The organism is Paraburkholderia dioscoreae, assembly GCF_902459535.1.
Taxonomy (GTDB): Bacteria; Pseudomonadota; Gammaproteobacteria; order Burkholderiales; family Burkholderiaceae; genus Paraburkholderia; species Paraburkholderia dioscoreae.
Window position 1 is genome coordinate 880,094 of the sequence record NZ_LR699554.1, and the last position, 24,823, is coordinate 904,916.

Genomic DNA, 24,823 nt, shown 5'->3' on the forward strand with positions numbered 1-24,823 from the left:
CAAGCAAGGAGCTTCATGATGGAAACTGAAACCGACCTCAGGCGCCATGATTTACTGATCGACGGCAAGCGTTTGCCGCCCGGCAGCGGCGAGTATTCCGTCGACATCGACCCCGCCACCGAAGAGCCGATCGCACTGGTTGCGCAAGGCAGCGCCGCCGACGTGGACGCGGCCGTGCACGCGGCGCGTGCCGCACTGAAAGTATGGAACGCGATACGGGCCGCCGAGCGCGGCCGCATTCTGATGCGTCTTGCCGGCCTGATGCGCGCGAATTTCGACGAGCTCGCCGCGCTCGAAAGCCTCGACGCGGGCAAGCCGATTGCCGCGGTGATGCGCCAGGACATTCCGGCCGCGATCGATACGCTCGAATATTACGCAGGCTGGTGCGACAAGATCAACGGCCAGGTCGTGCCGGTGCGGCCCGATGCATTGACGTACACGTTGCGTGAGCCGGTCGGCGTGGTCGCCGCGATCGTGCCGTGGAATTTCCCGCTGATGATCGGCATGTGGAAGATCGCGCCGGCGCTCGCGTGCGGTTGTACGGTGATTGTCAAGCCTGCCGAGATCACACCGCTGAGCGCATTGCGCGTCGGCGAACTGGCACTCGAAGCGGGCATGCCGCCGGGCGTGCTGAATATCGTCACTGGCAAGGGACGCGTGGTCGGCGACGCGCTGGTTGCGCATCCCGGCGTCGACAAGGTGACGTTCACGGGCTCGCCCTCCGTGGGGCGCGGCATTCTGCAAGGCGCGGCCGGCAATTTCAAGCGCGTCACGCTGGAGCTCGGCGGCAAATCGGCCAACCTGATTTTCCCGGATGCCAATCTCGACAACGCGGTGCGCGCCGCAGCGGCGGGGATTTTCTTCAATACCGGACAGGTGTGCTCGGCGGGCTCGCGCATTCTCGCCCATCGCGACGTGTACGACGAAGTGGTCGAGCGCCTCGCTGCCCGTGCGAAGTCGATCAAGGTCGGCGATCCGTCGTTACGCGAAACGTCCATGGGGCCGCTCATCTCCGCGGCACAGATGAAAACGGTGCTGGGCTATGTCGAAACGGGTCGCGCCGAAGGGGCGTCGCTCGTAACCGGTGGCGCGCGGGTGGGCGAACGCGGCTTCTTTGTCGAGCCGACTGTCTTTGCCGATGTCGAGCATGACATGCGCATTTCGCAGGAGGAGATCTTCGGGCCGGTGGCGAGCGTGATCCGCTTCAACGACGAAGCCGATGCGATACGGATTGCTAACGGCACGTTATATAGCCTCGCCGCGGGTGTGTGGAGCGCGGATATCGGCCGCGTACACCGGGTTGCGCGGGATCTGAGGGCGGGGACCGTGTGGATCAATACCTATGGCTACACCGATGTGCGCCTGCCGTGGGGAGGATCCGGCGACTCGGGGTTCGGCCGCGAACACGGCGACGTCGCGATCGAAAACTTCACGGAGCCCAAGGCGGTGTGGCTCGCTATCGACCAGTAGCAGTAGCGGCCAATAAAAGAGGACCGAATGCGCGTAGCATTCGATCCTCTTTTGCTTGCGGCCGTCTGGTGGAAAAAGTCTTCTGACGCTTCCTTCGGAATCTCAATTCCCTTGCAACGCCATCCGTTCGCGCAATTTGACGAGTGCCAGCACCACGTCGATGGTCGGCGTGGGCTCGGCAACGAGGCGTCCCATTTCCTGCACGACGGTCAAGAGCGGATCGATCTCCATCGGCCGACGATTCTCCAGGTCCACCAGGGTCGAGGTCTTATGCGCGCCGACCGCACCCGCGCCGTCAATGCGCTTTTCCACATCCACGCGAAAGTGCACGCCGAATTGGTCCGCAATGCGCTTGGCTTCCAGCATCATCGTGCGCGACACGGCGCGCGTGCCGGGGTCGCTGGTGAGCACGTCGAGCGTGGCATGCGTCAATGCGCTGATCGGATTGAAGCACAGGTTGCCCCATAGCTTGAGCCAGATTTCGTCGCGGATATTGTCGCGAATCGGCGCGTCGAAACCGGCCGCCTGCATGACTTCGTGCAATTGCTGAATGCGCGGTGTGCGCTCTCCGCTCGGCTCGCCGATCGGGAATTTCTTGCCGTATACATGCTTGATGACGCCGGGTTCGACGATTTCGGCGGCGGGATACAGCACGCAGCCGATCGCCCGCTCAGGGCCGAGTTTCGTCCATTGACCGCCGTCCGGGTCGACGCTGGCGAGGCGCGTGCCCGCGAACCTGCCGCCGTGCTGATAGAAGTACCAATACGGAATGCCATTGACGCCCGTGACGATCGCCGTGTGTTTGCCGAGCAGCGGCTGCATGGCGTCGACCATGCCGGGCAGCGAATGCGCTTTCAGCGTGACGATCACGAAGTCCTGCACACCGAGCTCGCTCGGGTCGGACGTGCAGCGCACCGGCGAACTGAACGTTTCGCCGTCCATGATCAGACGCGCGCCATGTTCGCGCATGGCTGCGAGATGCGCGCCGCGCGCGACGAAACTCACATCCGCGCCGGCGCGGGCGAGTTGCACACCCATCAAGCCGCCGATCGCTCCCGCTCCGAAGATACAGATCTTCATGATGCCGCTCCTCTGACGATGAATAGTCGCTTGCCCGGTGCCGTATGTCGCCGCGCACGGTCTCTGGGTCAGTGTTCGAGGATAAGGGCGCGTGAAAATTGCAGATAGTTAAAGTTTCTCGACGAGTCCATTAGGGATAGGTTATGGACAGCGAGAGACCGGACTGCTTTAGATATTTCAGAGCCGATCCGAAAACTGGACTCGGAAGCTGACGAATGCAGCGGTTGATTCGGAAATTTCCCGTTTTTGGGCAATCCTGATGGGCGCAGAATGCGATCTCTTTGAAAAGTGATGCATTCGGTTGGCATTGCAAACGGACCGTATTGAGAGTGATGCCATGAAGCCGAGAATTGTTTTGGACTATTCCGTCATGTTTGCGCATGTGGCACCGGTGAACCGGTTACTCAGCGTCGAAGCCGGCGTTCAGCGCCGCAACGCTACCGGGTGCTAGGGCAAGCTCAATGCGAACGGCAATTCGTCAACCTGCCAGCCGGAATTTCGCGGACGTGGACAGCGTACTGGCTCGTCTGCTCGACGTGATGCTGATCGCTTTGGGGGCGGCGCTGGCCTCGTTCGGGCTTACGCCCCACGCGGGGCTGTCGATCCTTGAGGGTGCTTTCGTCGCGTTCGACATGGCCTTCGCCATTTTGCTGCTGCCGTGGTTCGGCGTGTACGACTCATGGCGCGGCCGCTCGAAATGGCGTCTGAGTATCAGCATCGTACTTGGCTGGATCGCGGTGCAGGTTTGCGGTCTCGCGGTGTTGTTCCTGCTTCACCGTGCCTCGTCTGTGTCCCGGCTCTGGTGCTTGAGTTGGACCGCGATCACGGCGGTTGGGCTGGTCGCTTCACGGTTGCTGGTGCATGCGGTCCTCGGCCGCCTGAGGCGGGCAGGAGAGAATCTGCGAATGGTGGCGGTGGTGGGTGCCGGGGCGCATCGCGACCGGGTTATCGCCAACATTGTGCGGTCGCCGGACGCGGGCTTTCGGGCCGTTGCCACATTCAACACGCGGCAGGCAAGCGAGTCGGATTTTCCCGGCTTGCCGTCGTTCGGGCGTCTGCGGGAATTCGCGGACTGGGTGCGCCGTGAACAGATCGAAGAGGTGTGGCTCGCATTGCCGATGTCGGAAGAGGACACCGTATTGCGGATCATCGACGAATTCAGCGGCGACCTCGTCAATGTGCGCTTCATTCCTGACGTGCGCAGTCTTGCAATGTTCGATCGGAACGTGATCGATCTGATCGGCGCGCCGGCCATCAATCTGATGGCCTCGCCGATGACACCGTACGCCCTGATTCAGAAAGCGGTATTCGACCGGCTGTTTGCGATCGCCGCGTTACTGGCGTTGGCGCCGGTGATGCTCTCGATTGCCGTTGCGGTCAAGGCGACGTCGAAGGGGCCGGTGTTGTTTACCCAGCGGCGCAAAGGCGCGGACGGGCGTGTCTTCAGCATTTACAAGTTTCGTTCCATGCGCGAGCACGCGGCGCGGCCCGGTGTGGTTCGCCAGGCCACGCGCGGTGATCCGCGCGTCACTCGGGTGGGCGCGTTTCTGCGTCGTACGAGTCTTGATGAGTTGCCGCAGTTTCTGAATGTGTTGCGCGGCGAAATGTCGGTAGTAGGGCCACGGCCGCACGCGATCGAACACGACGACGAGTACCGGAGCATCGTCGACGGTTATATCCATCGCTACCGGATTAAACCGGGCATCACCGGGTGGGCTCAGGTGAATGGCTTTCGCGGCGAGACGGATCGGATCGAAAAGATGCAGGCGCGCGTGGAACACGATCTGTACTACTTGCGTAACTGGTCGTTCGGGTTGGATATGCGCATTGTTTTTGCCACGGTGGTGAGGGGGTTGCTGCATCGGAATGCATATTGAAATGCGTCGTCAAGATTGCCTTCAATCAGATCGATTATGAAGTACTACTGATTGGAAAGATGATGCATATCCCAGTGGAACATGAATCAAATCTGCCCGATGGTGGGCAGCGAGAACGTGGCTTCGGCACGTTTTCCTGAATAGGTTGAGTACGATGTTAGCGGTATTTTTGACCCGGCCGGCGTTCAGGCTTGGGGTTTTGACGACGGCGGTGGCCGTGTTGAGCAGTGCATGTGCGGTGGCGCCGGGTATGCGAATGGAAACGTCGCGTGTGCAGGGCACGTCGGGTGCATCCGGTACGTCGAGCATTGCCGGAGAAGCGGTGCAAGGTGCAATAAGCGAAAAGGCCGATGCAACGGCTGGCACGCCGGACATCGCTATTACCGAGGTCGATGCGGAGTTGCTCTCGCAACTGGCTCGAAGCCGGAAACAGCAGCAACTCGAACTATCGCAATTGCTCTCGGGGGAGCCCCAGGCTTACACGGTTGGGGCGGGCGATGTACTGCAAATTGTCGTTTGGGATCATCCGGAATTCGCGGCGGCGCTCGGGTCTTCGCAAACGCAATCCTCCTCGCGGCCCGGCGATCCGCTTGCTGGATTCGTCGTCGATCAGAACGGCAGCCTGACATTTCCGTATGCGGGCACGCTGCGCGTAGCCGGTCTGCGCACCGAAGAGATACAGCAACGCTTGAGCGGCGCGCTTGGCAGATATTTAGTCAAGCCGCAAGTCACTGTACGCATGGCGTCTTATCGCGCGCACCAGGTGTATGTCGATGGAGAAGTGCACAGCCCCGGCGCACTGGCTGTCAACGACGTCCCCATGACGCTTTACGAAGCAGTCGGCCGCGCCGGTGGATTCAGCGAAGCCGCCGACCAGAGCGACCTGGTTCTGGTGCGCGGCGAACGGTCTTATCGCGTGAACCTGACGCAGATGCTTGCACAGGGATTGAGCCCGTCGCGCCTCTATCTGAAACCCGGCGATCTGCTGCGCGTGGTGTCGCGTGACGAAAACGGCGCATACGTGATGGGGGAAGTGAACAAGCCTGTCTCCGCGATTCCGCGCCGAACCGGGCGCATGACGCTGGCCGACGCGCTTTCACAGGCCGGCAGCGTGAATGCTTCGACCGCCGACGCTGCACAGATGTTCGTGATCCGCGGCTCGCTGACAGGATCGCCGCAGGTGTTCCACCTCGACGGCCATTCGCCGGTCGCGATGCTGCTCGCCAAGGATTTCGAATTGCAACCGAAAGACGTGGTGTATGTGGACGGCAGCGGCCTGGTTCGCTTCAACCGTGTGCTGAGTCTGTTGATGCCGTTGATCAGCACGGGGCTGACTGCGGGGGTGATTGCGAAATGACCCGGATTTTGATGGTATGCGAGGGCAATGTTTGCCGGAGCCCGGTGGCGCGGGCACTTCTCGAGCGGGCTTTGCCGCGCGTCTCGGTGAGTTCCGCGGGTACGCGTGCGCTCGTTGGCAGGCATGCGGATCCGCTGGCGGTTCAGGTTGCGCGCGAGCACGGCATGGATATTAGCGGTCATGTGGCCGCGGCACTGAGCAACGAACACGTGCGCGCGGCAGATGTCGTGCTAACCATGACCGGCATCCAGCGCGCATTGATTCTCGATCGATTCCCATCCGCCAGGGGAAAGGTTTTCCGGTTGGGCGAACATGAGCAACTCGATATTGTGGATCCGTATCAGCGGCATCGCGTCATTTTTGAACTGGCCTTCGCGCAAATCGAGCACAGCGTTTTGAAATGGTGCGAAGACCTTGCCAGGCTGATGCATTGAATCATGAAATTACTTGATCAGGAACGCTCGGCCGAAGCGCCAGGCGAAAAGGAAATCACGCTGTCCGAGGTCATTGGCCTGTTGGGCGAGAATCGGCTTCTGATTGCGTTGATCACTGCGGCAATGCTGTTTCTCGGCGTGGCCTATGCGTTCGTCGCCACGCCGTTGTACAAAGCCGATGTGATGATTCAGGTCGACAGCGACCCCGGCAGCGAGACGCTCAACGACAAGCTCGGCGATCTTGCGTCGTTGTTCCAGAGCAAGGCGTCGACCGACGCTGAAATTGAGCTGATCCGTTCGCGAATGGTGGTCGAAGAAGCGGTCCGAAGTTTGCATCTTGACGTCAAGGCAACGCCGTACCGATTTCCGCTAATCGGCGCGCTTGTCGCACGGTATATGCCCGCAAGCGCTCCCGCGAATCCCATCTTGGGGATGAGTACTTTCGCGTGGGGCGGCGAGAGTCTGGAGGTGACGCAATTCGACGTCCCCGCCGCGCTCTACGACCGGTTTTTCAAATTGATGGTGGGACCGAACCAGACGTTCGAACTCCACGATCCCGATGGCCGACCGGTGTTACACGGCGCTGTCGGCGTCGCGGCGCAGGGCAAGACGCGGTATGGGCTGGTGCAACTAAGGGTGAACCGCATGGTTGCGCGCGCCGGTACGTCGTTCAATCTGGCGAGGGCTTCGACGCAACTGACGGCAGCGGATTTGCAAAGTGCACTCGATATCAGCGAGAAGGCGAAACAGTCGGGCATTGTCGCAATCTCGCTGGAAGGCGCGGACGCTGCGAGGACCGCTGCGACCGTCAACCGTATTGCGAGCATTTATGTTCAGCGAAATGTGGACAGAAAGTCCGCGCAGGCGCAGCAGATGTTGCAGTTCCTCGGTGAACAACTCCCCCAGTTGCGCGCGGACCTCGACGAAGCCGAGGCGAAATATAACGCGTTCCGTACCCGGAACGGCACTGTCGATCTGGAGGCCGAAGGCAGACTTCTCCTGCAGTCGATCGTCGATAGCCAGACCAGGTTAGTCGAGTTGCAACAACAACGTTCCGCGCTTGCGCAACGGTACACGGCGGAACATCCCTCCGTGCAGGCCATCGACGCCCAGATCGCGGATCTGAAAAAACGGCAGGGTGCTTTCAACGAAAAAGTCGCGGCCCTGCCGAATGTGCAACAACAGGCGCTCCGTCTGATGCGCGACGTGCGGGTTGATACGGACCTGTACACGAAGCTGCTGGATAGCACGCAGCAATTGCATGTCCTGAAGGCGGGTCAACTGGGTAACGTTCGCACCGTCGACTATGCGGAGGTGGCCGAAAGGTCCGTCAAGCCGAAGAAAACCCTGGTGATTGCATTGGCAGGCGTTATCGGTTTGCTGCTCGGATGCTCCATCGCATTTGTGCGCGGCACGCTGAATCGAGGCTTGGAGACGCCGTCGGAAATAGAAGGCGCAGTGGGTGTGCCGGTGTACGCGATCGTCTCGAAGAGCACGCGGCAGCGGGCGCTACAGCAGGCGGCGTGTGGCGGCGCTCCGGGATTGAACGTGCTTGCGGCGGTTCAGCCCGACGATATCGCGGTCGAGGGAATCCGCAGTTTGAGAACGGCATTGCAATTCGGTTTGCTCAAATCGCACAACAACATCGTGATGTTGACGGGGCCGCGGCCAGGCGTCGGCAAGTCGTTCCTCTCGGTGAACCTGTCGGCGGTGCTATCGGCAGGCGGCAAGCGCGTGCTGTTGATCGACTCGGACATGCGTCGGGGCAACGTGCACAGATACTTCTCGCTTCCCAGTAAGCCGGGCCTGTCCGATGTGATCGGCGGAGTCGAGCCCTCCAGCGCCGTCCACCGCCAGGTTCTGCCGAACCTCGACGTATTGACGAGCGGCAGTGTGGCCTCTAGTCCGGCTGAAATGCTGATGAGCGATTCCTTCGGCAGATTGCTCGCACAGTTCAGCAAGCAGTACGACGTAGTGATCGTGGATTCGCCACCGGTTCTGGCTGTGACCGACCCGGTGCTGGTCGGCAAACATGCAGGCCTGACATTGCTCGTGGTCCGTCACGGACGTCACTCGGCCGCCGAGCTCCAGGAAAGCGCGCGTCAACTGAGTAGCGCCGGCCGTGCAGTCGATGGAGTCCTGTTGAACGGCGTACCCCTGCGAGCCAGTACATACGGCGCGTTCTCCGAGTATGGGGCGCAGAAGGCCAGGTAATGGATTTCAACAAATCAGCCCGGACTGAAACAGGGCCTTCCACGAAGATCGTCGCGCGTCATTTCACGACGCGCGATCAGTGCACGGCTCGCCTATGAACAAACGGATTTCGCGCATCTTCCGAAAGAAGTCTTCGACGCAGGTGTGATGAAACCCATCGTCCATATGGCGATGACCATGCCTGCCCTCGCATTGCCAATGCGTTATTTGCAAAACGTTTCAGTTCGGCTCTAGCGGTCTGAGCGAACGCAATCTGCTTACGGATATAGGAAAGAAATGGATTTTGAAACTGTTTCGGTGGTTGGCCTCGGCTACATTGGACTTCCAACAGCGGCCGCATTTGCAGCACGCCGCAAGCGCGTCATTGGCGTGGACGTCAGCCAGCATGCGGTCGACACGATCAACCGCGGCGCCATTCACATTGTCGAGCCAGAGCTCGACATGCTGGTGCACGCGGCGGTAACGCAAGGCTATCTGCGCGCAACGATCACGCCCGAGCCTGCGGATGCGTTTCTGATTGCCGTGCCGACACCTTTCTCGGACGGCTACAAGCCGGACCTCCGCTTCGTCGAGGCGGCGAGCCAGGCGATCGCGCCGGTGCTCAAGAAGGGCGATCTGGTGGTGCTCGAATCGACTTCGCCGGTCGGCACGACCGAACAGATGGCAGCCTGGATGGCGCAAGTGCGTCCCGATCTCACTTTTCCGCAACAGGCAGGCGAACAATCGGATATCCGCATCGCTCATTGTCCGGAGCGCGTGCTGCCCGGTCACGTGATTCGGGAACTGGTTGAGAACGACCGCGTAATCGGCGGCATGACGCCCCGGTGCAGCGAGTTGGCGCGCGAACTCTATCAAAGCTTCGTGCGCGGCGATTGCATCCTGACGGATGCCCGGACAGCCGAGATGTGCAAGCTCACCGAGAATTCGTTCCGCGACGTCAACATCGCCTTTGCCAACGAACTCTCGATTATCTGCGACAAGCTCGATATCAACGTGTGGGAGTTGATTCGCCTTGCGAACCGGCATCCGCGCGTGAGCATCCTGCAGCCGGGGCCCGGCGTGGGCGGTCATTGCATTGCCGTCGACCCCTGGTTCATCGTGGATTCCGCACCGGAGCAGGCGCGCCTGATTCGTACCGCGCGAACGGTCAACGACTCCAAGCCGGGCTATGTGATCGACCGCGTCGAACGCGCGGCGCGACGCTTCAAGGATCCGGTGATTGCGTGCCTCGGGCTGGCTTTCAAGGCGAATATCGACGACCTGCGCGAAAGTCCGGCGGTCGAAATCGCCGACGAACTCGCGGAGCGATTCGCGGGCCAGGTGGTGGTGGTCGAACCCAATGTCAGAACGTTGCCCGCGGCGCTCGACGGCAAGGTCAGGCTCTGCGAATTGAACGAAGCGCTGCTGGAGGCGGACATTATCGTCATTCTGGTCGATCACGCGCAGTTCCGGCGCGTGGATCCGGTTCGATTCCAGGCGAAGGTCGTGATCGATACGCGCGGCGTTCTGGCGCATGCGTAAGCCGTCGTGTTCTTCAAGGCCCGCACGCAGAGGCATCGATTGAGCGATCAATATGCAACGCGCGCGGAGCCGGCAGTGAAGGCGCCGCGCATCCGCACGAACTTCCTCGCCATGATGGTGTGGCAGATCGGGAATTACCTCGTGCCGCTGGCGACGTTTCCGTATCTGACGCGTGTGCTCGGCGCGGCGAATTTCGGCGTGCTCGGGTATGCGATGGCGGTCGCCACGTACGGAATGCTGGTGACGGAGTGGGGGTTTTTTCTCAGTGGTCCCAAGGCGGTAGTCGAACGCCGGGAGCGACCGGAGGCGCTTAACGAGCTCGTCTGGTCGACGATGACCGCGAAGGGATGCCTATGCGCACTCTCGTTTGCGGTGCTACTGGTCGTCGCGCACTTTGATCGAAAGCTGGCTTCGGTTCTTCCCGTGGTACTCGCCGCGTGGCCGATGGCGATCGGGAATGTCTTTACGTTGAACTGGCTGTTGCAAGGATTGGAGCGCTTCCCGGTGTTTGCGACAGTGGCGTTGGCGGGACGCTTTGCGGCGTTACCGCTGACGTTCATCTTCGTTCGCGATAGTGGCGACGTTGCTTTCGCGGCGGGAATCCAGGGAGGAGCGGCGGTTCTGACCGGCCTGTTCTCTCTGGTTGCCGCACGGCGCATGGGTGTGTTGCGTCTTCCCTCGGCCTCGGTACGCTCGGTTTGCCAGCGCGTCAGGGAAAGCGCCGACATGTTCGTCTCGTCGGCGTCAGCGAGTCTTTTCGGCGTTACCAACGCGGTCATTCTCGCGTCAATGGCAACGCCGTATCAGGTGGGCATCTATACGGCCGCCGACAAGCTCAAAACCGTGGCCAACATGGTGCCGGCTCAAATCAACACGGTTTGCTACCCGCGCATCGCTTCGTTGTTCAAGGCGCAGCCCCGCTCGGCTGCGCGGCTTACGGTTATCGGCGCACTTGCCACTGTGGCGACGACACTTGCCGGCCTGGCTGTCATCGCCTGTGCGTCGGTGCCTCTTACTGCGTTGATATTGGGTGCGGGCTATGCCGGCTCGGCGTCGCTGCTGAAGCTGCTTTGCGGGGCAACGGTATTCGGCAACCTGGCTTATTTCCTCGGATTGCAGGTGCTGGTGCCATTCGGGAGTGCCCGTACCCGTTCGTTGTTGATGCTGGCCGCCGGCGCGTTGAACGTCGGACTGGCGATCGTTCTGACACCGCGTTTCGGCGCCGAGGGCGCTGCGGTGTCGGTGCTCGCCGCAGAGGCAGCGCTGCTCGCTGTATATGTCGCGATGATCCTCGGCAAACCATCGCTACGCCACCACTTTACCCAACTGTTGATTCGATGATGGAAAGCCTGGTACCCGTTCACGTCATATCCCTGTCCCGTTCTGGCCGTCGCGACGCGATCGCCAGGTTCTTGACCGATCATGGCGCCGCATTTCGAATCGAGGACGCAGTGGATGGCCGTTCGCTTGCGCAAAGCGAACTGGATGCCGTCTATGACGACGCTGCGGCTCGCCGTCGTTACGGACGTTCGATGACCCGTGCAGAGGTGGCGTGCTTCATGAGCCATCGTTCGGTGTGGCGCAAGATTGTCGAGACAGGGCGCGCCGCAGTGGTCCTCGAAGACGATGCGATGCTCGAACCGGCTTTCTTTGAACACGTGTTGCGTGCGAACGAGCCCGAACTGTCCGCCGTTGCCGACATTGTTCTCCTGGGACGATCCAAGTTGCGCCGCACCGCGTCGTCGTGGACCTACTTCAATGAACCGCTCAGACGGGTCACCGGAGTCGGCGGACTGCGTGTCGGTGTCCCGTTCAAACAGTGGACGTCGGGAGCCGTGGGCTACTGGATCTCGGCGCACGCCGCCCGTCGGGCCCTCGCATACTCGGAACGCCCACTCGGCGCGCTGCTCGATGATTGGCCGTGGCATCGCGACGAAGGCGGTGCTCGCGTAGTCGAATTGCGCCCGTACGCGGTGTGGGAAGACTTTGACCGGTTGCCAAGCAGTATCGAGGATGAGCGTAGAGCGAATATACGTTCACGCGCGTCCTGGCATGACGTGGCGCTTTGGCCGCTACGTCTTGCACGCACCGCGGCGCGTTGGAGTGTGGTTGCGTTGCAGCGGTTTTCGCCGGTAAACGAAGCGGCAAGCGCGCGCCATGATTAACAGCGTATTTCTGCACAGGCAAAGCGGATTGACGGTACTGAAGCCGACACGTCTGCTTCCGGGATCGTTGATATGGATGGTGTTCGCCGGCGGTCTCGCACTGTCGCCGTTCGCTGACTATCTGTCAGTCCGGGCCGCGCATGGAATCGAGGCTGCGGGCGGCGAGGCGCGCTACTCGCTGTTCGTGCGCGGGAGCATGGTGACGGGGCTGCTACTGATTCTGTTGGCAAGCGGCCGGATGAGGCTCTCGAGTTGGCGCACGGCGCTGCTGGCCGTGCTGGCGGTCGTGGCATCGGCTGGGACGTGCGCATTCGGGGATATGTCGAGCGCAGAGTTCGTGCAGCAGACGGTTTTCGTTCTCAAGTCGTTCTCCTTTTTTGTTTGCCTCGCAGCCCTCTCGGGAATGAGCGACCGGCAACTCGGCAAGCTGGAACCGATCATGCGGTTCACGTTGCTTGCCTACGCGTTAGCGATCGTGGCGGGCGCAATGTTCTCGATCGATATGTTTCGTAGCTATTGGGCTGAAACGCAGATCCGTTCCGGCTACAAGGGCATTGTGTACGCACAGAACGAAGCATCCGCGCTGATGATCGTGGGGCTGGGCTACAGCCTGTTGAGAGTTTTGAAGTCGGGCTGGTCGGCGTGGAATGGCGCGCTGGTGTGCAGCATCGTGCTGGCCTCTTGCCTCGTGGGTACCAAAGCGGCGATGGCCGGAGCGGTTGCCATGACATGTTCATATTTCTACTGCCGACATAAGGTGCCGCAAGCGACCGTCCGCGCATTGACACTCGTTGCAGTACTGGTTGGCGTCACGGTGGCCGTCTATCTGTCGCTGCCGGGCGTGCAAAGCGCCGTCGATCTCAGTCTGAATTATTTCATGTATCAACGTGATCACGCGGGCAACGGTGGAGTATTTACCATGATTTTGTCCGGGCGTGATGTCAAGTTTTCAAACGTATGGGACGAAGTAGCAAAGGAAGCCTATGTCCCGCTGTTCACGGGCGGTTATCCGGTAGTGCGTTATCTGGTTGAGATCGATGTTCCGGATCTGATGTTGGCGATGGGTGTGCCGGTCGGCATCTTCTATTTGTGGGGCGTGGCGAAGGCATTTTTGCATCGTGGATGCGGTGCGGCGCCGGGTTTCGGCAAGTGGTTTTATATCGTCTTGATGGCAATGGCCTGCACGGCGGGGCACGTGCTGGTGTCGGCGATCGTCAGCCCGTACCTGGCCATGATCGCCGTGCTCGTCGAACGCGCCGCGGCATCGCCGCCCTTTAACGAAAAGGTGGAACGATGAGTAAGCGCCAGGACGATAACCCAAACCTGTCTCACGAAGCGGCGCCGTTACGCGTGCTGCACGTGGGACCGGGACAAGGTCAGCGAGGCGGCATTGCATCTGTTCTCGCTGAACTCGGCGCACAGCGGGCGAGGTTTCGGCATGCGGGCGTCGTTGTGGCCATCTTCGAAACACATGGTTTCCAGAGCATGAGATCGCTGCTGTGTTTTGCGCTAGTCGACATTCCTCGCTTTCTGTTTGCGGTGCTCAAAGGTGTTGACCTGATTCATTTCCATGTGTCGGTCCGTGGGTCGTTCTATCGGAAATTCCTGTTGTACCTTCTTGCCCGGTTGTTCGGCAAGAAGACCATTTTTCATCTGCATGCGGGTAATTTCCAGGATTTCTGGGCGAGTAATGGACCGACTACTCGTAAAGCGGTGTCGTGCTTCATTCGCGGGGCGGACGCCGTGGTGGCTGTGTCGTCGGCAATTGCGTCAGAGCTCCAGGGTCATCGAGGCATTACGCACAATCTGTATGTGATCGGGAATACGGCGTATAGCGCCGAGTTGGCGGCCGGTGCGGCTTTGCCCGAGTCCTCGGACGGGAAGGGCGCGGACATGACGCGATATGTCGCCTTTGCCGGCAGATTCACGGAAGGTAAGGGGCTCGACGAATTGCTGAGGGCGATTGCGGCGCTGAATCGGCAGGGCCTTAAGGTTCAGTTGCGGCTAGCCGGTGCCGGCGATACGGATAGGTGGACTCGCGCAGCGATCGAATACGGCGTAAGCGACCAGGTCCGCTTTGTCGGCTGGTTGCAGGGCGATGCAAAACTCGCGTTCTATCGCGACGCGGCCGTATTTTGCATGCCGAGTCATTTTGAAGCGTTCGGCATCTCGACACTGGAGGCGATGTTTATCGGACGCCCCGTGATTGGCACGCGCGTCGGCGGATTCTTCGATCTGGTCGAGGAGGGCGTGACAGGCTATCTCGTCCGTTGCGGCGACGCACACGAACTCGCGGAGAGAATCCGGCATTTGATGGAGAGTCCTGAACTTGCGCGTGCGATGGGGCGGCAGGCGGTATCAAGAGCCTTGAGCCGTTATTCGGTTGATGCGATTGTCAGTCAGTATGTTCGTTGTTATCGGCAAGTAAGCGGATTCAGGGGGGCGTGACTTATATGAGGCAGAGATGGGCATATCGATTGACGCTAATTTGTCTTTTAGGAACCTTAAGTATTGCTCGCGCCCAGGATATCGGAATTGCCTGGACCGATCCGCAAATGACCGCGTTGGCGAGCACGTATGACAGGATTTTCTCGACCGGATGGGACCACGGTATCGATGCCGGCATCGGCGTTCAGGCAAATCCCGGCGATATCACCGTGGTCGACGATCCCGTGGTGGGCGGACGAAAGGCTTTACGAGTTCATATGTTCCAATCCGAGGACTTTTCGAGGATCGCGAACGGCGTGCCCCGCGCGGAATTGATCTTTCCGAAAGCGGTGAGTTTTTCGCAAGGACCGGATTATCTGATCAGATGGAGCACGCTCATACCGGTTGGATTTACCTTCGACGCCAAACAGGCGGTCATCATCACTCAGGTACACCAGGGCGAATGGACGGGCGGCCCGACAATCGCGCTGAGTTTGCAGGGTAAGCAGTACGCCATTTCGGAGCGGGGAGGGGTGAATACTGCGACCGTTTCCGCAGGCAAGTGGTTGTGCTGCGCCGACGTTGACAAGGACAAGTGGGTCAACTGGTCGCTGCGCTATGTTGCCGACGATTCTGGTTACCACGCTTCGACTCAGTTGTGGAAGGACGGACATCTGGTGTTCGCGTCGCAAGGGGTGCCGAACGCCTATATAGGCGTACAGGACGCGTATCTGAAAATGGGGCTGTACAAGTCTGGGTGGAAGAGTTCGGTGTCGGACGTCAGCGAGATCACGTTGTTTTATGGACCGGTCTCGGTGTCGAAGAAATAAAGACTACACCCGCGGCAAGCTATTCATGGGTGGGTGTCAGGGAACTAACAGAGTGGTGTTATGAAGCGTATTGAAGTGTTTGGATGTCCGATGGATGCGGCGACAATGGACGAAACGGTTGCCGAAATCGTAACTCGCGTCAATGCAAGGCAGTTCACCCAGCATGTCGTGGTCAATGTGGCGAAGCTCGTACACATGCAGGCCGACAAGGAACTGGCAAAGTCGGTGCAGGATTGCGATCTGATCAATATCGACGGGATGGGCGTGATCTGGGCCGCGCGAATGCTTGGTCACGCGGTGCCTGAGCGCGTTGCCGGCGTCGATCTATTCGACCGCTTGCTGGCGGAGGCGGCGAAGCTTGGACTTCCGGTGTTTCTGCTCGGCGCGACCGATGAGGTCGTCACACGCGTCGCCACGATATGCACAGCCCGCTATTCCGGTCTGCAAATCGCCGGATACCATCACGGTTATTTCGGCGACGACCAGCAATCCGTTGTCGACCGGATCCGCGAGTCAGGCGCACGACTGCTGTTCGTGGCGATTACCTCGCCCACCAAGGAAAATTTTATCAACCGCTGGCAGGCCGCGCTCGGTGTCGATTTCGTAATGGGGGTTGGCGGAACGTTCGATGTCGTGGCCGGTAAAGTCAGCCGCGCGCCTCGGTGGATGCAAAGAGCCGGTCTGGAGTGGTTCTTCCGTGTCCTGCAGGAACCGCGTCGTATGTGGCGCCGCTATCTGGTCACGAACAGCAAGTTCGCACTGATGTTGGGTAAGGCTTTGATCGTCCAGCGGTAGCCGGGGTAGACCAGTTGCACGGACTGTGGAAAGGGAAGTTTTTCATGCTGCACATTTATCGCATTGCGCATCTGCTTTATCGGCTGCACGTGCCTTTTCTGCCTTGGGCGTTGAAGGTTTTTAACCGCGTGGTCTTTTCTGTATCCTTGCCGCCGTCGGTAATAGTGGGGCGCAACGTGATATTCGGCTATCAGGGGCTCGGTATCGTGGTACACCGGCACGCGGTGCTAGGTAACGATATCGTCATTGCACCCAACGTGGTAATTGGGGGCCGCGGCCAGCCTGGCGCGCCGATAATCGAGGACAACGTTCTGATCGGCGCGGGCGCATGCATATTGGGGCCGGTGACGATTGGGCGGAACGTGAAGATCGGAGCGAATGCCGTGGTCACGTTCGACGTACCGCCGAATGTAACGGTGGCAGGCGTCCCTGCTCGAATCGTCAAGCCACGGCAGGGCAGTTGAATGCCTTGCCCGTATGTGCTCACCCCCGCCTGGCCATCAAAAACCCCACCCCGATCGCCGCCAGAAAACACCCACAGCAGCGATTAAACCACCTCCGAACCCGCGCGCGCACCAGCCATTTCCCGAGATACATCCCCGCCCACGAATACAGCGCGATAGCAAACCATTCCAGCACCAGAAAACTGAGACCCAGCACCGCGAACTGCGGCAGCATAGGCTTGGCGATATCGACGAACTGCGGCAGGAACGCGGTGAACACCAGAATGGCCTTCGGGTTGCCGGCGGCCACGAGGAACTCTCGCCGAGTGACCCGCGCAAGCGAGGCATCGTGCTGCTGTGCCGTGTCGAGGGTAGGCGCGTCGCTGCGCCACAGCTGGATGGCGAGCCAGATCAGATAGGCGGCACCGGCCAGCTTGATCGCGAGAAAGAACCACTCCGACGCGTGCAACACAACTGCAAGGCCTGTCGCTGCAAGCACTAGCATCATGGCGAATGCGATCAGGCGACCCGTGCCGCCGACGAACGCGGTCATGAAACCATGGCGCGCCGCCACATTGATCGACAGCAGATTATTGGGCCCGGGTGCGAGATTGATCGCGAAGCAGGCGGGCAGAAAGAACAGCCAGGCGGTGATGGACATGACGGCTCGCGCGGTGAATGGACGCTGGAGATCTATCACACGGCAAGACGGCGGCCCGCGCGATATATCTTCCTCCAGTTCATTGTAGCGAAACCGGTCCGGGGCTACGCGGTCGGCGCCCTCAATTCACCGCTTTGACAAAGCCCGGATCGCCGATCAACGCGTCGACGCTCAGCTTGACCGTGTCTTCAATGGCGATGGTGTTATTGGTGAATTTGGGTGATTTCTGTTTAACCGTTTTGGTGGTTGAAAACACGACCTTTTGGGTCGTGGCATCAGTTACCACATAACGCATTTTCAGCGTCCAGAACGCTGTGGAGCGCGTGTCGTCCACCGTGAATTTTTCAATACTTCCGCTGAGAACCCGTTTGCCCGAGTCGAGATGAAAGCCGGCGATTTTCAGGCTGTTCACAATGCCGTTGCGCACGGTTTCGTTGATATCGTCTTTGAGCACGATGCCTGTCATCGCCGTGTTTTCGATGCGGTTCGGTGAGACCTGTCCATTGCGGGCCGGCATGTAGGGGAAGTCACGGGCGGGGGCGACGCTGAGCCAGCCGGTTGGATGCGCCGCCGCGCGCGGCGCGCTATTCAGGCCGAACCACGACCACGAGCAGGCAGAGAGCATCAGCGGTAGCGCGATCGTGCCGCATCCCTTGAGCATGGTCGTTGCCAGGGGTGAATGGGTAGGACTGAGCGATTGCGGCAGAGGCGCGCTCCAATGCGGCGACTCAGGCGCTGTGCTGGAAAAAGCGGCGGTCGAAGTCAGAGGGATTACCCTTTTAAATTGAGTCATTCCGGGGAATAAACGACATGGTAACAGCGACCTGGATCCGTGCGTCTCTTAATGAGGTCGCGGCCCGGATTCGCGGAGGTTTAAACGGGTGTGCCCATCATAGCCAGCAGGCGCTGCAAGAGACACAGCGTCAATAGAGGATGGCGTCCACGCATCGATCGGCGCCCGAGCCAAATCGATGCGAATGCCGTTATCTCACGACAATAACCGCGGCGCATGAAAACTGTGCGCATCGGACACGCACAGGGCTTGCTCGCGTGGCTCGGAAAGTACTCAGGATGACATATCAAATGATCAGGCGAACGGCAACAGCGACTGCTATGAGATCGAACCGCTCGCATAGTCAGGCGAGGGTTGCAAAGAAGCGAGCAGCGGTCTGGCCTGCGGATCGTCGAGCCATCAGAAGAACCCGGCTTTCCCCTGCGTCATGTCCACCAGCGCTCGCTGGGCGTTATCCACCGCGTTGACGGGCAAGCGGATCGTCATCTTCACCAGCATCGCGTAGGCGCTGTCCACAAGCGCATAGCCTTCGGCATCGATCCATCGGCGCACTTTCGCTTCGTCGGCGTAGCTCACTTCGACGGTCAGCGAAACCTGAGCGATCCGTTCGACGCGCGGCGCATCCAGTAAAGCCGAAGCGATCGCGTCCGTGTACGCGCGCACGAGTCCACCGGCGCCGAGCTTCACGCCGCCGTAGTAGCGCACGACGGCGGCCAGCACACCGTCCAGATCGTGATGCCGCAGTACTTCGAGAATCGGCCGGCCGGCGGTGCCGGACGGCTCGCCGTCGTCGGACATGCCGGACTGGCCGCCCGCCAGCAGCGCCCAGCAGACATGCGTCGCGGCGGGATGCTCGTCGCGCAGACGCCGCAATTCGGCCATCGCGGCGTCGCGGTCGGCGACCGGTATCGCATACGCAATAAATCGGCTCTTGCGAATCTCGAGTTCTGCGCTCAACGGCGCGGGCAGGGTATAAGTGGGCAAGGCAAAGACTTCGGTGGATGAAAAATACGGGCCGCGTGCGGCACCGTGCCCGTCATGGTAACGGATCGGCGCCTGCTGATGGATCTGGCGTCGCGGCGCATGCGCGCCTTGAGCGCCGTGTTTTTCGCCGTGGTGACTATCGTCTGCCGCGCTCCAATGAAATTGCACGCCTTCGTCTACAATCTTTTGCTGAACGCGTGCGCCCTTCCGCGAAACTCGGCGCGCGTCATCAAGGAGACAGCATGCTGGATCTATCCACGTTAGGGACTTTCGTTGCCGTTGTACTCGGGCTTTTTCTGATTCCCGGTCCGGCTGTGCTGCTGGTTTTGACGCGCACGGTGCATGGCGGCCGCCAGGCCGGCATTCTCACGGGGCTCGGTATCGCGGTTGGCGATTTCATTCATACGCTGGGCGCATCGGTCGGCCTCTCGGCGCTTCTGATGACCTCCGCGCTGGCCTTCAATGCGGTGAAGTTCGTCGGTGCGGCCTATCTCGTCTATCTGGGCGTTCGCGCGTTGCGCGAGAAACAGGCGGGCGCGCATATGCCGGCCGTGGCGCCGGTATCGGCCGCGAAGGCTTTCTTTCAGGCCATTCCCGCCGAAGTGCTGAACCCTAAGACTGCGCTGTTTTTTCTCGCGTTTCTGCCGCAATTCGTTCATCCCGAACACGGTTCCACGTTCTTGCAGTTCACCACGCTCGGGCTGATCTTTGTCGGCATGAGTGCGCTTTATACGACGCTGATCGTGCTGACCATTCGTCCGCTGGGCAAACTCGTCAAGCGTTTGACGTGGCTGACGCGCTGGCAGAACAGGATCATCGGCGTGCTGTTCATTTCGCTCGGCCTGCGTGTGGCGACGCAAACGCGTTGAAAACGCGTTGAGCAATCCACGCACGTTGCTGCCCGTCACTGCGGGAGTAGCGCGACCGCGTTGTGGCTAGATATTGCGGCGCTGTCGCCTGAGACGGCCTTCGCGCGCATATTCCATCTGGCCTTCGGTGCGAACCGCGAGCCTTTCCTGTTGGGTGCGGCTCATCTGCTGCGTATCGTCGATGTCGCCGACACGCAGCACTTCCTGGGCGATCCTGATGCGCAGCGTCATCAACGGTTCGCCGCGTTCAACCAGCGTGCGGTCCGCTGCGCGCGCCTGCTGGACGCCGCAGTCGATCAGATTGCGCAGTTCCAGTAGCGTGAGCCGCTGCCGCTGGATTTCGAGGATGAGCCGCTGAACGGCCTGCTCGTCGCGGGTGCGCCACCAGGCGCGCAATTCGGCGAGCGTGGGAGGTTCGAAGTGTGGAAGGCGCATTGCTCAGACGAAAAGTACTGTATATGCGTACAGTATATCCCGTCTCTTTACGGAACCGCGTAGAGCACTTTCGCGGGCTTACCACCTGCGCGAAAGGCGGCCCGATTGGCTCAGCACAGCGCCAGCATGATGGACGTCGAGACCACGATGATGAAAAGACACGTGGCGGTAAGGATGTCGTAGGGATAGCGCATGATGTATGACCATCTGACGTGGCGGAGCGAAGAGCCATCATAGGGATAAGCGCACCACGCGACTGTTAAGCTTTGCAAGACGCGGGGCATCGGCGGTCGCCATGTACCTGCATACGATCGGAGGGGCAAACATGAGCGACGCCGCGGCTTGCGCGACCACACGTGCGCCGGAAATCGAGTTCTGGTTCGACTTCGGCAGCAACTACAGCTATCTCAGCGTCATGCGCATCGAAGCGCTGGCTGCGGCGCGAGGCGCGCGGATTTGCTGGCGCCCCTTCTTGCTGGGCCCTGTTTTTCGCGGCCTCGGTTTCGACGATTCGCCATTCGTGCTGCAGAAAGAGAAGGGCGCGTATGTGTGGAAGGACATGGAGCGGCAATGCCGCAAATATGGCATTGCACTGAAGCGTCCCACCACATTTCCACGTGCAGCACTTCTCGCCATGCGCGTGGCGTTGCTCGGCGCGGATCGCGAATGGATGGCCGCCTATTGCCGCGAGATCATGCAACTGAACTTCGCGCGTGACCGTGATATCGGTTCGCTGGAGGTGGTGAGCGAGGCGCTCGGCGAATTGGGTTTGCCCGCGCAGCAGATCATCACCGAGGCGCAAAGCGACGCGAACAAACTGCGCTTGCGTGAACAGACCGCAGCGGCCGCGCGCCGGGGCATTTTCGGCGCGCCGACATTTTTTGTGGGCGATGAAATGTTCTGGGGCAACGACCGGCTGGACGATGCATTGGACTACTGCGTATCGATCGCGCCAGACGGCTAGCGCGATGAATGCGTCGCACGCAACCTGCGCCTTCGTATGCTACTACTCGTCGCTCTGCTGGCAGAAGCGCCGGCCCGGAACGTGCGAGACGACAGCCTGAGCGATTTCAAGCGGCGTGCTTTCGGCGGGCACCACCCGGCGGCTCGATTCGGGCGTGTGCTTCATGGTCCATTCGACGAGCCGGTACGAACGCCCCCAAGGATGCTGCAGCGGGTCCGAGACCTTGCATGAGTGAATCTGCCGGACCCATTCGTTGTCGGGCATGGCGCGCAGATGCTCGAATACCGTGTCTTCATCCATGATTTGACTCCTTCTTCGCGGGCCTGCAGCCCGTCTTCTGGCGCGTCGTCGACACCCCGGAGAAAAAGCGCCGCCGATGTTCTGGCGGCTTCAACAGGGGATGTTGTGCCTCATGGTTACAGCAAAGAATTAAGCGAGACTTAAGATCGCGCAAAAGCGTAGGCGGTGCGCACCCTCAAGCCCTCGCGAAATTGGCCGTTATCAGAGTGGTTGGGGCCGCCAACCCCGCTCCGCCTTCGGGCCTGCACCTCACAACGTGACGAATCTCGCCCAAACGCCGCTCGCCGAGCGTCTTCGCTCGCTCGTCGATACCGTGCAGCACAATGAGCGCACGCTACGCCGCTTCCAGAACGTGGAACTACGGTTGATCGGCGCGCAGGACTTCGCGTCCTTTCTCGACACGCTATTCAGTCAGTTGCCGCGGGAATTCTCGCTGGCGGGCGTGACGCTCTGGCTCGACGACCGCGCGCCGATGCTGCGTGAACTGCTCGAACCGGTCGCCTTGCTGGCACTCGATCAGCCCCGCTTGCGAACTTCGCGCGAAGGCGGCCTTGCGGCACAAGGTCTGTGCGAAGACGGCCGGCCGTGGCTCGGCACACTGCGCGAACTGAACGACACCGTGCGGCGCGCTTTCTTCGGTGATGCGGAAGATGTGCCGGCAAGTGCGATCCTGCTGCCGCTTGCCTCCGGCGATACGATCAGCGGCTATCTCTGGCTCGGCAGTGACGACGCGGCGCGGTTCGGTCAAGGCATGGCCACCGACATTCTGGAGCGCTTCGCGAGCATCGTGACAGCGAGCCTCGACAATGTCGCGCATCGCGAGCGGCTCAAGCAACTGGGCATGACCGATTCGTTGACAGGCCTCGCCAATCGCCGCTATTTCGACGAGCGGCTGCGCGAGGAAGTCATGCGCGCCGTCCGCTATCGCATGCCGGTGGCATGTCTTTTCATCGATATCGACAGCTTCAAGCGGATCAACGACACCTACGGCCATCAGACCGGCGACCGCGCGCTGGCGGCGGTGGCGGCTTGTGTGCGGCAGCAGGTGCGTCTGGGCGATACCGTGGCGCGTTACGGCGGCGAGGAATTTGCCGCGCTGCTGCAAGGCGACCGGGCCGACGCGCTCACCGTCGCCGAGCGCGTGCGGCTGGCGGTCGAAAGGCTGGCTTTGCAGGACGATCATGGCGAACGCATCGCCTTGACGGTGTCGATCGGCGTGGCGTCGCGGATGGTCAGTGGCACGCCGACCGAAGCCGCCACGTTAGGCGGCGCGATCATGGAGGAAGCCGATCGCGCGATGTACCAGGCCAAACGCAACGGCCGTAATCGCATCGAAGCGCTGGTGAGCGCAAGCGGCGATCACACGGCCGGTTGAGCGGCGCGTGCTGCGGGAATTCGCCGCATTCAGATCGCCGGCGCATCCGGCGGCACGCCGAGCAACTGCAGCGCTCCGCCCGTCACGCCGCTGAACACCGGGCCGGCCACCGTTCCGCCGTAGAACGCCTTACCCGCCGGGTCGTCGATCATCACCGCGACGATCAGCCGTGGGTCGCTCATCGGCGCCATGCCGACGAACAGCGCACGGTAGCGGTTCTTCGCGTAAGTCGCGCCGACCTGTTTGCGCGCCGTGCCGGTCTTGCCGCCGATCCGGTAGCCTTCCACCGTTGCCGCGCGCCCGGTGCCACCCACGCCGGTCGCCATTTCCAGCATTGAGCGGATGGCGCGCGCGGTGGCCGGCGTCGTGACCGCATGACCCGCGTCCGCGGATTGCTCGACGTTACCCGCCCCGCTGCGCAACAGACTGACGCGATGCATCGTGCCGTCGCCGGCATAGGCCGTGTAGACCTGTGCGATCTGCAATAGCGACGTGGAGAGCCCATAGCCATACGCCATGGTGGCCTGTTCGATCGGCCGCCAGCGTTTATACGGCCGCACCTTGCCCGACGCTACGCCCGGAAAGGTCAGCTCGGGGCGCAGACCGAGCCCGTATTCCTGATACTTGGTCCAGATCTTTTCGGCCGGCAGATTCAGCGCGAGCTTGGCGAGCGCGATATTGCTCGACTTCTGCACCGCTTCGGCGACGCTCATCGCGCCGTGATTCGAGGTGTCGTGAATCACGGCCGGGCCGATCCTGTACCAGCCGGGCGCGGTGTCGATAATGCTCTGCGGCCGCACCTTGCCCTCGTCGATCGACAGTGCGACGACCACCGGCTTGATGGTCGAACCCGGCTCGAAAGTGTCGACCACCGCGCGGTTGCGCAGTTGGCGGCCGGTCAGGCGGGCGCGGTCGTTCGGATCGAAGCTCGGGTAGTTGGCGAGCGCCAGGATTTCGCCGTTGCGGGCATCGAGCACCACCACGCTGCCGGCTTCGGCGTGATGTCGGGCAACAGCCTCCTTCAGTTGCGCGTAAGCGAGCTGCTGAATCCGCCGGTCGATCGTCAGGTGGATAGTTTCGCCGTTCTGCGCGGGCACCAGCGGCCGGGTCTCGGACACCACGCGCCCCAGACGGTCGCGGATCACTTCGCGCTGGCCGGGCACGCCGAGCAGTTGTTCATTGGCGGCGAGTTCGATACCTTCCTGGCCGTTGTCCTCGATATCCGTGAAACCGACCACGTGTGCCGCGGATTCGCCTTCGGGATAAAAGCGCTTCGAATCCGCGATCTGCGTGATGCCGGCAAGGCCCAGTTTGGACAGATGCCCGGCGGTCTCCGCGTCCACCTGGCGCTTGAGCAGGACGAAGGTCTTGTCGCCGTTCAGACGCCTGCGCAACTCCGCCAGCGGCAGATCGAGCAGCCTGGAGAGCGGCGCGACCGCGGCTTCGTCGATCAGCTTGGGCGAGGCCCAGATTTCGTAGGTCGCAAGGCTGACGGCGAGCATCGAGCCGTTGCGATCGACAATCCGCCCGCGTGTCGCGTCGAGTTCGATGGTGCGTTGGTAGCGCTTCTGGCCCTGATCGACGTAGAAATCCTGGTTCACCACCTGCACCCAGAACGCGCGCCCCGTCAGCGAGGCGAACGCGCCGAACACCAGCAGGACGATGAATTTCGAACGCCACATCGGCAGGCGCGCGGCCAGCAACTGGTTCTTCGCGACGGGCGCGTAGGGGTCGTGAGATTGCGATTTCTTCTTCTGGATCATTAGGGGCGGATAACGAACAGCTCGATTAACTTGCGCCGCCCGAATCGGCGGCGGCGAATGCCTTCC

General features: G+C 61.0%; 23 protein-coding genes. 16 read left to right on the forward strand and 7 right to left on the reverse strand.

Going from position 1 to position 24,823, the window contains the following annotated elements; all coding sequences use genetic code 11:
• Nucleotides 1-18 precede the first annotated feature (18 nt).
• The gene (locus PDMSB3_RS24110) at nt 19-1,470 is read left to right on the forward strand and encodes an aldehyde dehydrogenase family protein (protein WP_165189608.1); all 1,452 of its coding nucleotides are present in this window, start codon (nt 19-21) and stop codon (nt 1,468-1,470) included.
• Between the two features lie 102 nt (nt 1,471-1,572).
• On the opposite strand, the gene PDMSB3_RS24115 is transcribed toward PDMSB3_RS24110, so the two are convergent.
• A complete protein-coding gene (locus tag PDMSB3_RS24115) occupies nt 1,573-2,550 on the reverse strand; it encodes a 2-dehydropantoate 2-reductase (protein ID WP_007176525.1) in 978 nt (325 codons plus the stop codon).
• 461 nt (nt 2,551-3,011) lie between these two features.
• Here PDMSB3_RS24115 and PDMSB3_RS24120 point away from each other — a divergent pair, with 461 nt between their 5' ends.
• From PDMSB3_RS24120 to PDMSB3_RS24175, 12 genes are all read left to right on the forward strand, one after another.
• The gene (locus tag PDMSB3_RS24120) at nt 3,012-4,427 is read left to right on the forward strand and encodes an undecaprenyl-phosphate glucose phosphotransferase (protein ID WP_007176526.1); all 1,416 of its coding nucleotides are present in this window, start codon (nt 3,012-3,014) and stop codon (nt 4,425-4,427) included.
• 256 nt (nt 4,428-4,683) lie between these two features.
• Nucleotides 4,684-5,784: a polysaccharide biosynthesis/export family protein gene (locus PDMSB3_RS24125; protein WP_084747660.1), complete on the forward strand. Its 1,101-nt coding sequence runs from the start codon at nt 4,684-4,686 to the stop codon at nt 5,782-5,784.
• 11 nt (nt 5,785-5,795) lie between these two features.
• Nucleotides 5,796-6,218 (forward strand): low molecular weight protein-tyrosine-phosphatase, encoded by a 423-nt coding sequence (locus tag PDMSB3_RS24130; RefSeq protein ID WP_232064424.1) that lies wholly within the window; start codon nt 5,796-5,798, stop codon nt 6,216-6,218.
• A 3-nt stretch (nt 6,219-6,221) separates the two neighbouring features.
• Nucleotides 6,222-8,432: a polysaccharide biosynthesis tyrosine autokinase gene (locus PDMSB3_RS24135; RefSeq protein WP_007176529.1), complete on the forward strand. Its 2,211-nt coding sequence runs from the start codon at nt 6,222-6,224 to the stop codon at nt 8,430-8,432.
• Nucleotides 8,433-8,708: 276 nt separating this feature from the next.
• The gene (wecC, locus tag PDMSB3_RS24140; protein WP_007176530.1) at nt 8,709-9,953 is read left to right on the forward strand and encodes a UDP-N-acetyl-D-mannosamine dehydrogenase; all 1,245 of its coding nucleotides are present in this window, start codon (nt 8,709-8,711) and stop codon (nt 9,951-9,953) included.
• A 39-nt stretch (nt 9,954-9,992) separates the two neighbouring features.
• On the forward strand, nt 9,993-11,294 hold the full coding sequence (locus PDMSB3_RS24145) for a flippase (RefSeq protein ID WP_232064316.1): 1,302 nt from the start codon (nt 9,993-9,995) through the stop codon (nt 11,292-11,294).
• Entirely contained in the window at nt 11,294-12,118 is an 825-nt protein-coding gene (locus PDMSB3_RS24150) for a glycosyltransferase family 25 protein (protein WP_232064425.1), read from the forward strand. Before PDMSB3_RS24145 ends, PDMSB3_RS24150 begins: the two co-directional genes overlap by 1 nt.
• Nucleotides 12,111-13,415 (forward strand): O-antigen ligase family protein, encoded by a 1,305-nt coding sequence (locus tag PDMSB3_RS24155; RefSeq protein ID WP_007176533.1) that lies wholly within the window; start codon nt 12,111-12,113, stop codon nt 13,413-13,415. Before PDMSB3_RS24150 ends, PDMSB3_RS24155 begins: the two co-directional genes overlap by 8 nt.
• A complete protein-coding gene (locus PDMSB3_RS24160; protein WP_007176534.1) occupies nt 13,412-14,566 on the forward strand; it encodes a glycosyltransferase family 4 protein in 1,155 nt (384 codons plus the stop codon). The genes PDMSB3_RS24155 and PDMSB3_RS24160 overlap by 4 nt, the downstream gene beginning before the upstream one ends.
• Before the next feature lie 107 nt (nt 14,567-14,673).
• Nucleotides 14,674-15,375: a heparin lyase I family protein gene (locus PDMSB3_RS24165; RefSeq protein ID WP_232064318.1), complete on the forward strand. Its 702-nt coding sequence runs from the start codon at nt 14,674-14,676 to the stop codon at nt 15,373-15,375.
• 195 nt (nt 15,376-15,570) lie between these two features.
• Nucleotides 15,571-16,170, forward strand: coding sequence for a WecB/TagA/CpsF family glycosyltransferase (locus PDMSB3_RS24170; protein WP_327197039.1), 600 nt, complete (start codon nt 15,571-15,573; stop codon nt 16,168-16,170).
• A gap of 44 nt (nt 16,171-16,214) precedes the next feature.
• Entirely contained in the window at nt 16,215-16,634 is a 420-nt protein-coding gene (locus PDMSB3_RS24175; RefSeq protein ID WP_007176537.1) for a serine O-acetyltransferase, read from the forward strand.
• Between the two features lie 19 nt (nt 16,635-16,653).
• On the opposite strand, the gene PDMSB3_RS24180 is transcribed toward PDMSB3_RS24175, so the two are convergent.
• The 3 genes from PDMSB3_RS24180 to PDMSB3_RS24190 form a co-directional block, all read right to left on the reverse strand.
• Nucleotides 16,654-17,274 carry a LysE family translocator gene (locus tag PDMSB3_RS24180; RefSeq protein ID WP_007176538.1) on the reverse strand — a complete coding sequence of 207 codons (621 nt, stop codon included), beginning with the start codon at nt 17,272-17,274 and terminating at the stop codon, nt 16,654-16,656.
• Between the two features lie 121 nt (nt 17,275-17,395).
• Nucleotides 17,396-17,935: a hypothetical protein gene (locus PDMSB3_RS24185; RefSeq protein ID WP_007176539.1), complete on the reverse strand. Its 540-nt coding sequence runs from the start codon at nt 17,933-17,935 to the stop codon at nt 17,396-17,398.
• A 531-nt stretch (nt 17,936-18,466) separates the two neighbouring features.
• Nucleotides 18,467-19,051: an IMPACT family protein gene (locus PDMSB3_RS24190; protein ID WP_165189612.1), complete on the reverse strand. Its 585-nt coding sequence runs from the start codon at nt 19,049-19,051 to the stop codon at nt 18,467-18,469.
• Nucleotides 19,052-19,293: 242 nt separating this feature from the next.
• Between PDMSB3_RS24190 and PDMSB3_RS24195 the strand changes: the two genes are divergently transcribed.
• The gene (locus PDMSB3_RS24195) at nt 19,294-19,920 is read left to right on the forward strand and encodes a LysE family translocator (RefSeq protein WP_007176541.1); all 627 of its coding nucleotides are present in this window, start codon (nt 19,294-19,296) and stop codon (nt 19,918-19,920) included.
• 66 nt (nt 19,921-19,986) lie between these two features.
• Here PDMSB3_RS24195 and PDMSB3_RS24200 read toward each other — a convergent pair whose 3' ends face one another.
• The gene (locus PDMSB3_RS24200; protein WP_007176542.1) at nt 19,987-20,355 is read right to left on the reverse strand and encodes a hypothetical protein; all 369 of its coding nucleotides are present in this window, start codon (nt 20,353-20,355) and stop codon (nt 19,987-19,989) included.
• 325 nt (nt 20,356-20,680) lie between these two features.
• Between PDMSB3_RS24200 and PDMSB3_RS24205 the strand changes: the two genes are divergently transcribed.
• Nucleotides 20,681-21,319, forward strand: coding sequence for a 2-hydroxychromene-2-carboxylate isomerase (locus tag PDMSB3_RS24205; protein ID WP_007176543.1), 639 nt, complete (start codon nt 20,681-20,683; stop codon nt 21,317-21,319).
• A gap of 42 nt (nt 21,320-21,361) precedes the next feature.
• On the opposite strand, the gene PDMSB3_RS24210 is transcribed toward PDMSB3_RS24205, so the two are convergent.
• Entirely contained in the window at nt 21,362-21,619 is a 258-nt protein-coding gene (locus PDMSB3_RS24210; RefSeq protein WP_007176544.1) for a DUF2866 domain-containing protein, read from the reverse strand.
• 256 nt (nt 21,620-21,875) lie between these two features.
• Between PDMSB3_RS24210 and PDMSB3_RS24215 the strand changes: the two genes are divergently transcribed.
• Nucleotides 21,876-22,994 carry a GGDEF domain-containing protein gene (locus PDMSB3_RS24215; protein WP_007176545.1) on the forward strand — a complete coding sequence of 373 codons (1,119 nt, stop codon included), beginning with the start codon at nt 21,876-21,878 and terminating at the stop codon, nt 22,992-22,994.
• Between the two features lie 29 nt (nt 22,995-23,023).
• Here PDMSB3_RS24215 and PDMSB3_RS24220 read toward each other — a convergent pair whose 3' ends face one another.
• A complete protein-coding gene (locus tag PDMSB3_RS24220; RefSeq protein WP_007176546.1) occupies nt 23,024-24,757 on the reverse strand; it encodes a peptidoglycan D,D-transpeptidase FtsI family protein in 1,734 nt (577 codons plus the stop codon).
• Nucleotides 24,758-24,823 lie beyond the last annotated feature (66 nt).

Excerpts from the sequence above, each read along its gene's own strand:
- PDMSB3_RS24180 (WP_007176538.1), bottom strand. The coding sequence starts at position 17,274 with ATGTCCATCACCGCCTGGCTGTTCTTTCTGCCCGCCTGCTTCGCGATC.
- PDMSB3_RS24130 (WP_232064424.1), top strand. The coding sequence starts at position 5,796 with ATGGTATGCGAGGGCAATGTTTGCCGGAGCCCGGTGGCGCGGGCACTT.
- PDMSB3_RS24170 (WP_327197039.1), top strand. The coding sequence starts at position 15,571 with ATGCAGGCCGACAAGGAACTGGCAAAGTCGGTGCAGGATTGCGATCTG.
- PDMSB3_RS24205 (WP_007176543.1), top strand. The coding sequence starts at position 20,681 with ATGAGCGACGCCGCGGCTTGCGCGACCACACGTGCGCCGGAAATCGAG.
- PDMSB3_RS24165 (WP_232064318.1), top strand. The coding sequence starts at position 14,674 with ATGACCGCGTTGGCGAGCACGTATGACAGGATTTTCTCGACCGGATGG.
- PDMSB3_RS24150 (WP_232064425.1), top strand. The coding sequence starts at position 11,294 with ATGGAAAGCCTGGTACCCGTTCACGTCATATCCCTGTCCCGTTCTGGC.
- PDMSB3_RS24135 (WP_007176529.1), top strand. The coding sequence starts at position 6,222 with ATGAAATTACTTGATCAGGAACGCTCGGCCGAAGCGCCAGGCGAAAAG.
- PDMSB3_RS24120 (WP_007176526.1), top strand. The coding sequence starts at position 3,012 with ATGCGAACGGCAATTCGTCAACCTGCCAGCCGGAATTTCGCGGACGTG.
- PDMSB3_RS24110 (WP_165189608.1), top strand. The coding sequence starts at position 19 with ATGGAAACTGAAACCGACCTCAGGCGCCATGATTTACTGATCGACGGC.
- PDMSB3_RS24155 (WP_007176533.1), top strand. The coding sequence starts at position 12,111 with ATGATTAACAGCGTATTTCTGCACAGGCAAAGCGGATTGACGGTACTG.
- PDMSB3_RS24195 (WP_007176541.1), top strand. The coding sequence starts at position 19,294 with ATGCTGGATCTATCCACGTTAGGGACTTTCGTTGCCGTTGTACTCGGG.
- wecC (WP_007176530.1), top strand. The coding sequence starts at position 8,709 with ATGGATTTTGAAACTGTTTCGGTGGTTGGCCTCGGCTACATTGGACTT.
- PDMSB3_RS24115 (WP_007176525.1), bottom strand. The coding sequence starts at position 2,550 with ATGAAGATCTGTATCTTCGGAGCGGGAGCGATCGGCGGCTTGATGGGT.
- PDMSB3_RS24160 (WP_007176534.1), top strand. The coding sequence starts at position 13,412 with ATGAGTAAGCGCCAGGACGATAACCCAAACCTGTCTCACGAAGCGGCG.
- PDMSB3_RS24220 (WP_007176546.1), bottom strand. The coding sequence starts at position 24,757 with ATGATCCAGAAGAAGAAATCGCAATCTCACGACCCCTACGCGCCCGTC.
- PDMSB3_RS24125 (WP_084747660.1), top strand. The coding sequence starts at position 4,684 with ATGGAAACGTCGCGTGTGCAGGGCACGTCGGGTGCATCCGGTACGTCG.
- PDMSB3_RS24175 (WP_007176537.1), top strand. The coding sequence starts at position 16,215 with ATGCTGCACATTTATCGCATTGCGCATCTGCTTTATCGGCTGCACGTG.
- PDMSB3_RS24200 (WP_007176542.1), bottom strand. The coding sequence starts at position 20,355 with ATGCGCCTTCCACACTTCGAACCTCCCACGCTCGCCGAATTGCGCGCC.
- PDMSB3_RS24185 (WP_007176539.1), bottom strand. The coding sequence starts at position 17,935 with ATGCTCAAGGGATGCGGCACGATCGCGCTACCGCTGATGCTCTCTGCC.
- PDMSB3_RS24210 (WP_007176544.1), bottom strand. The coding sequence starts at position 21,619 with ATGGATGAAGACACGGTATTCGAGCATCTGCGCGCCATGCCCGACAAC.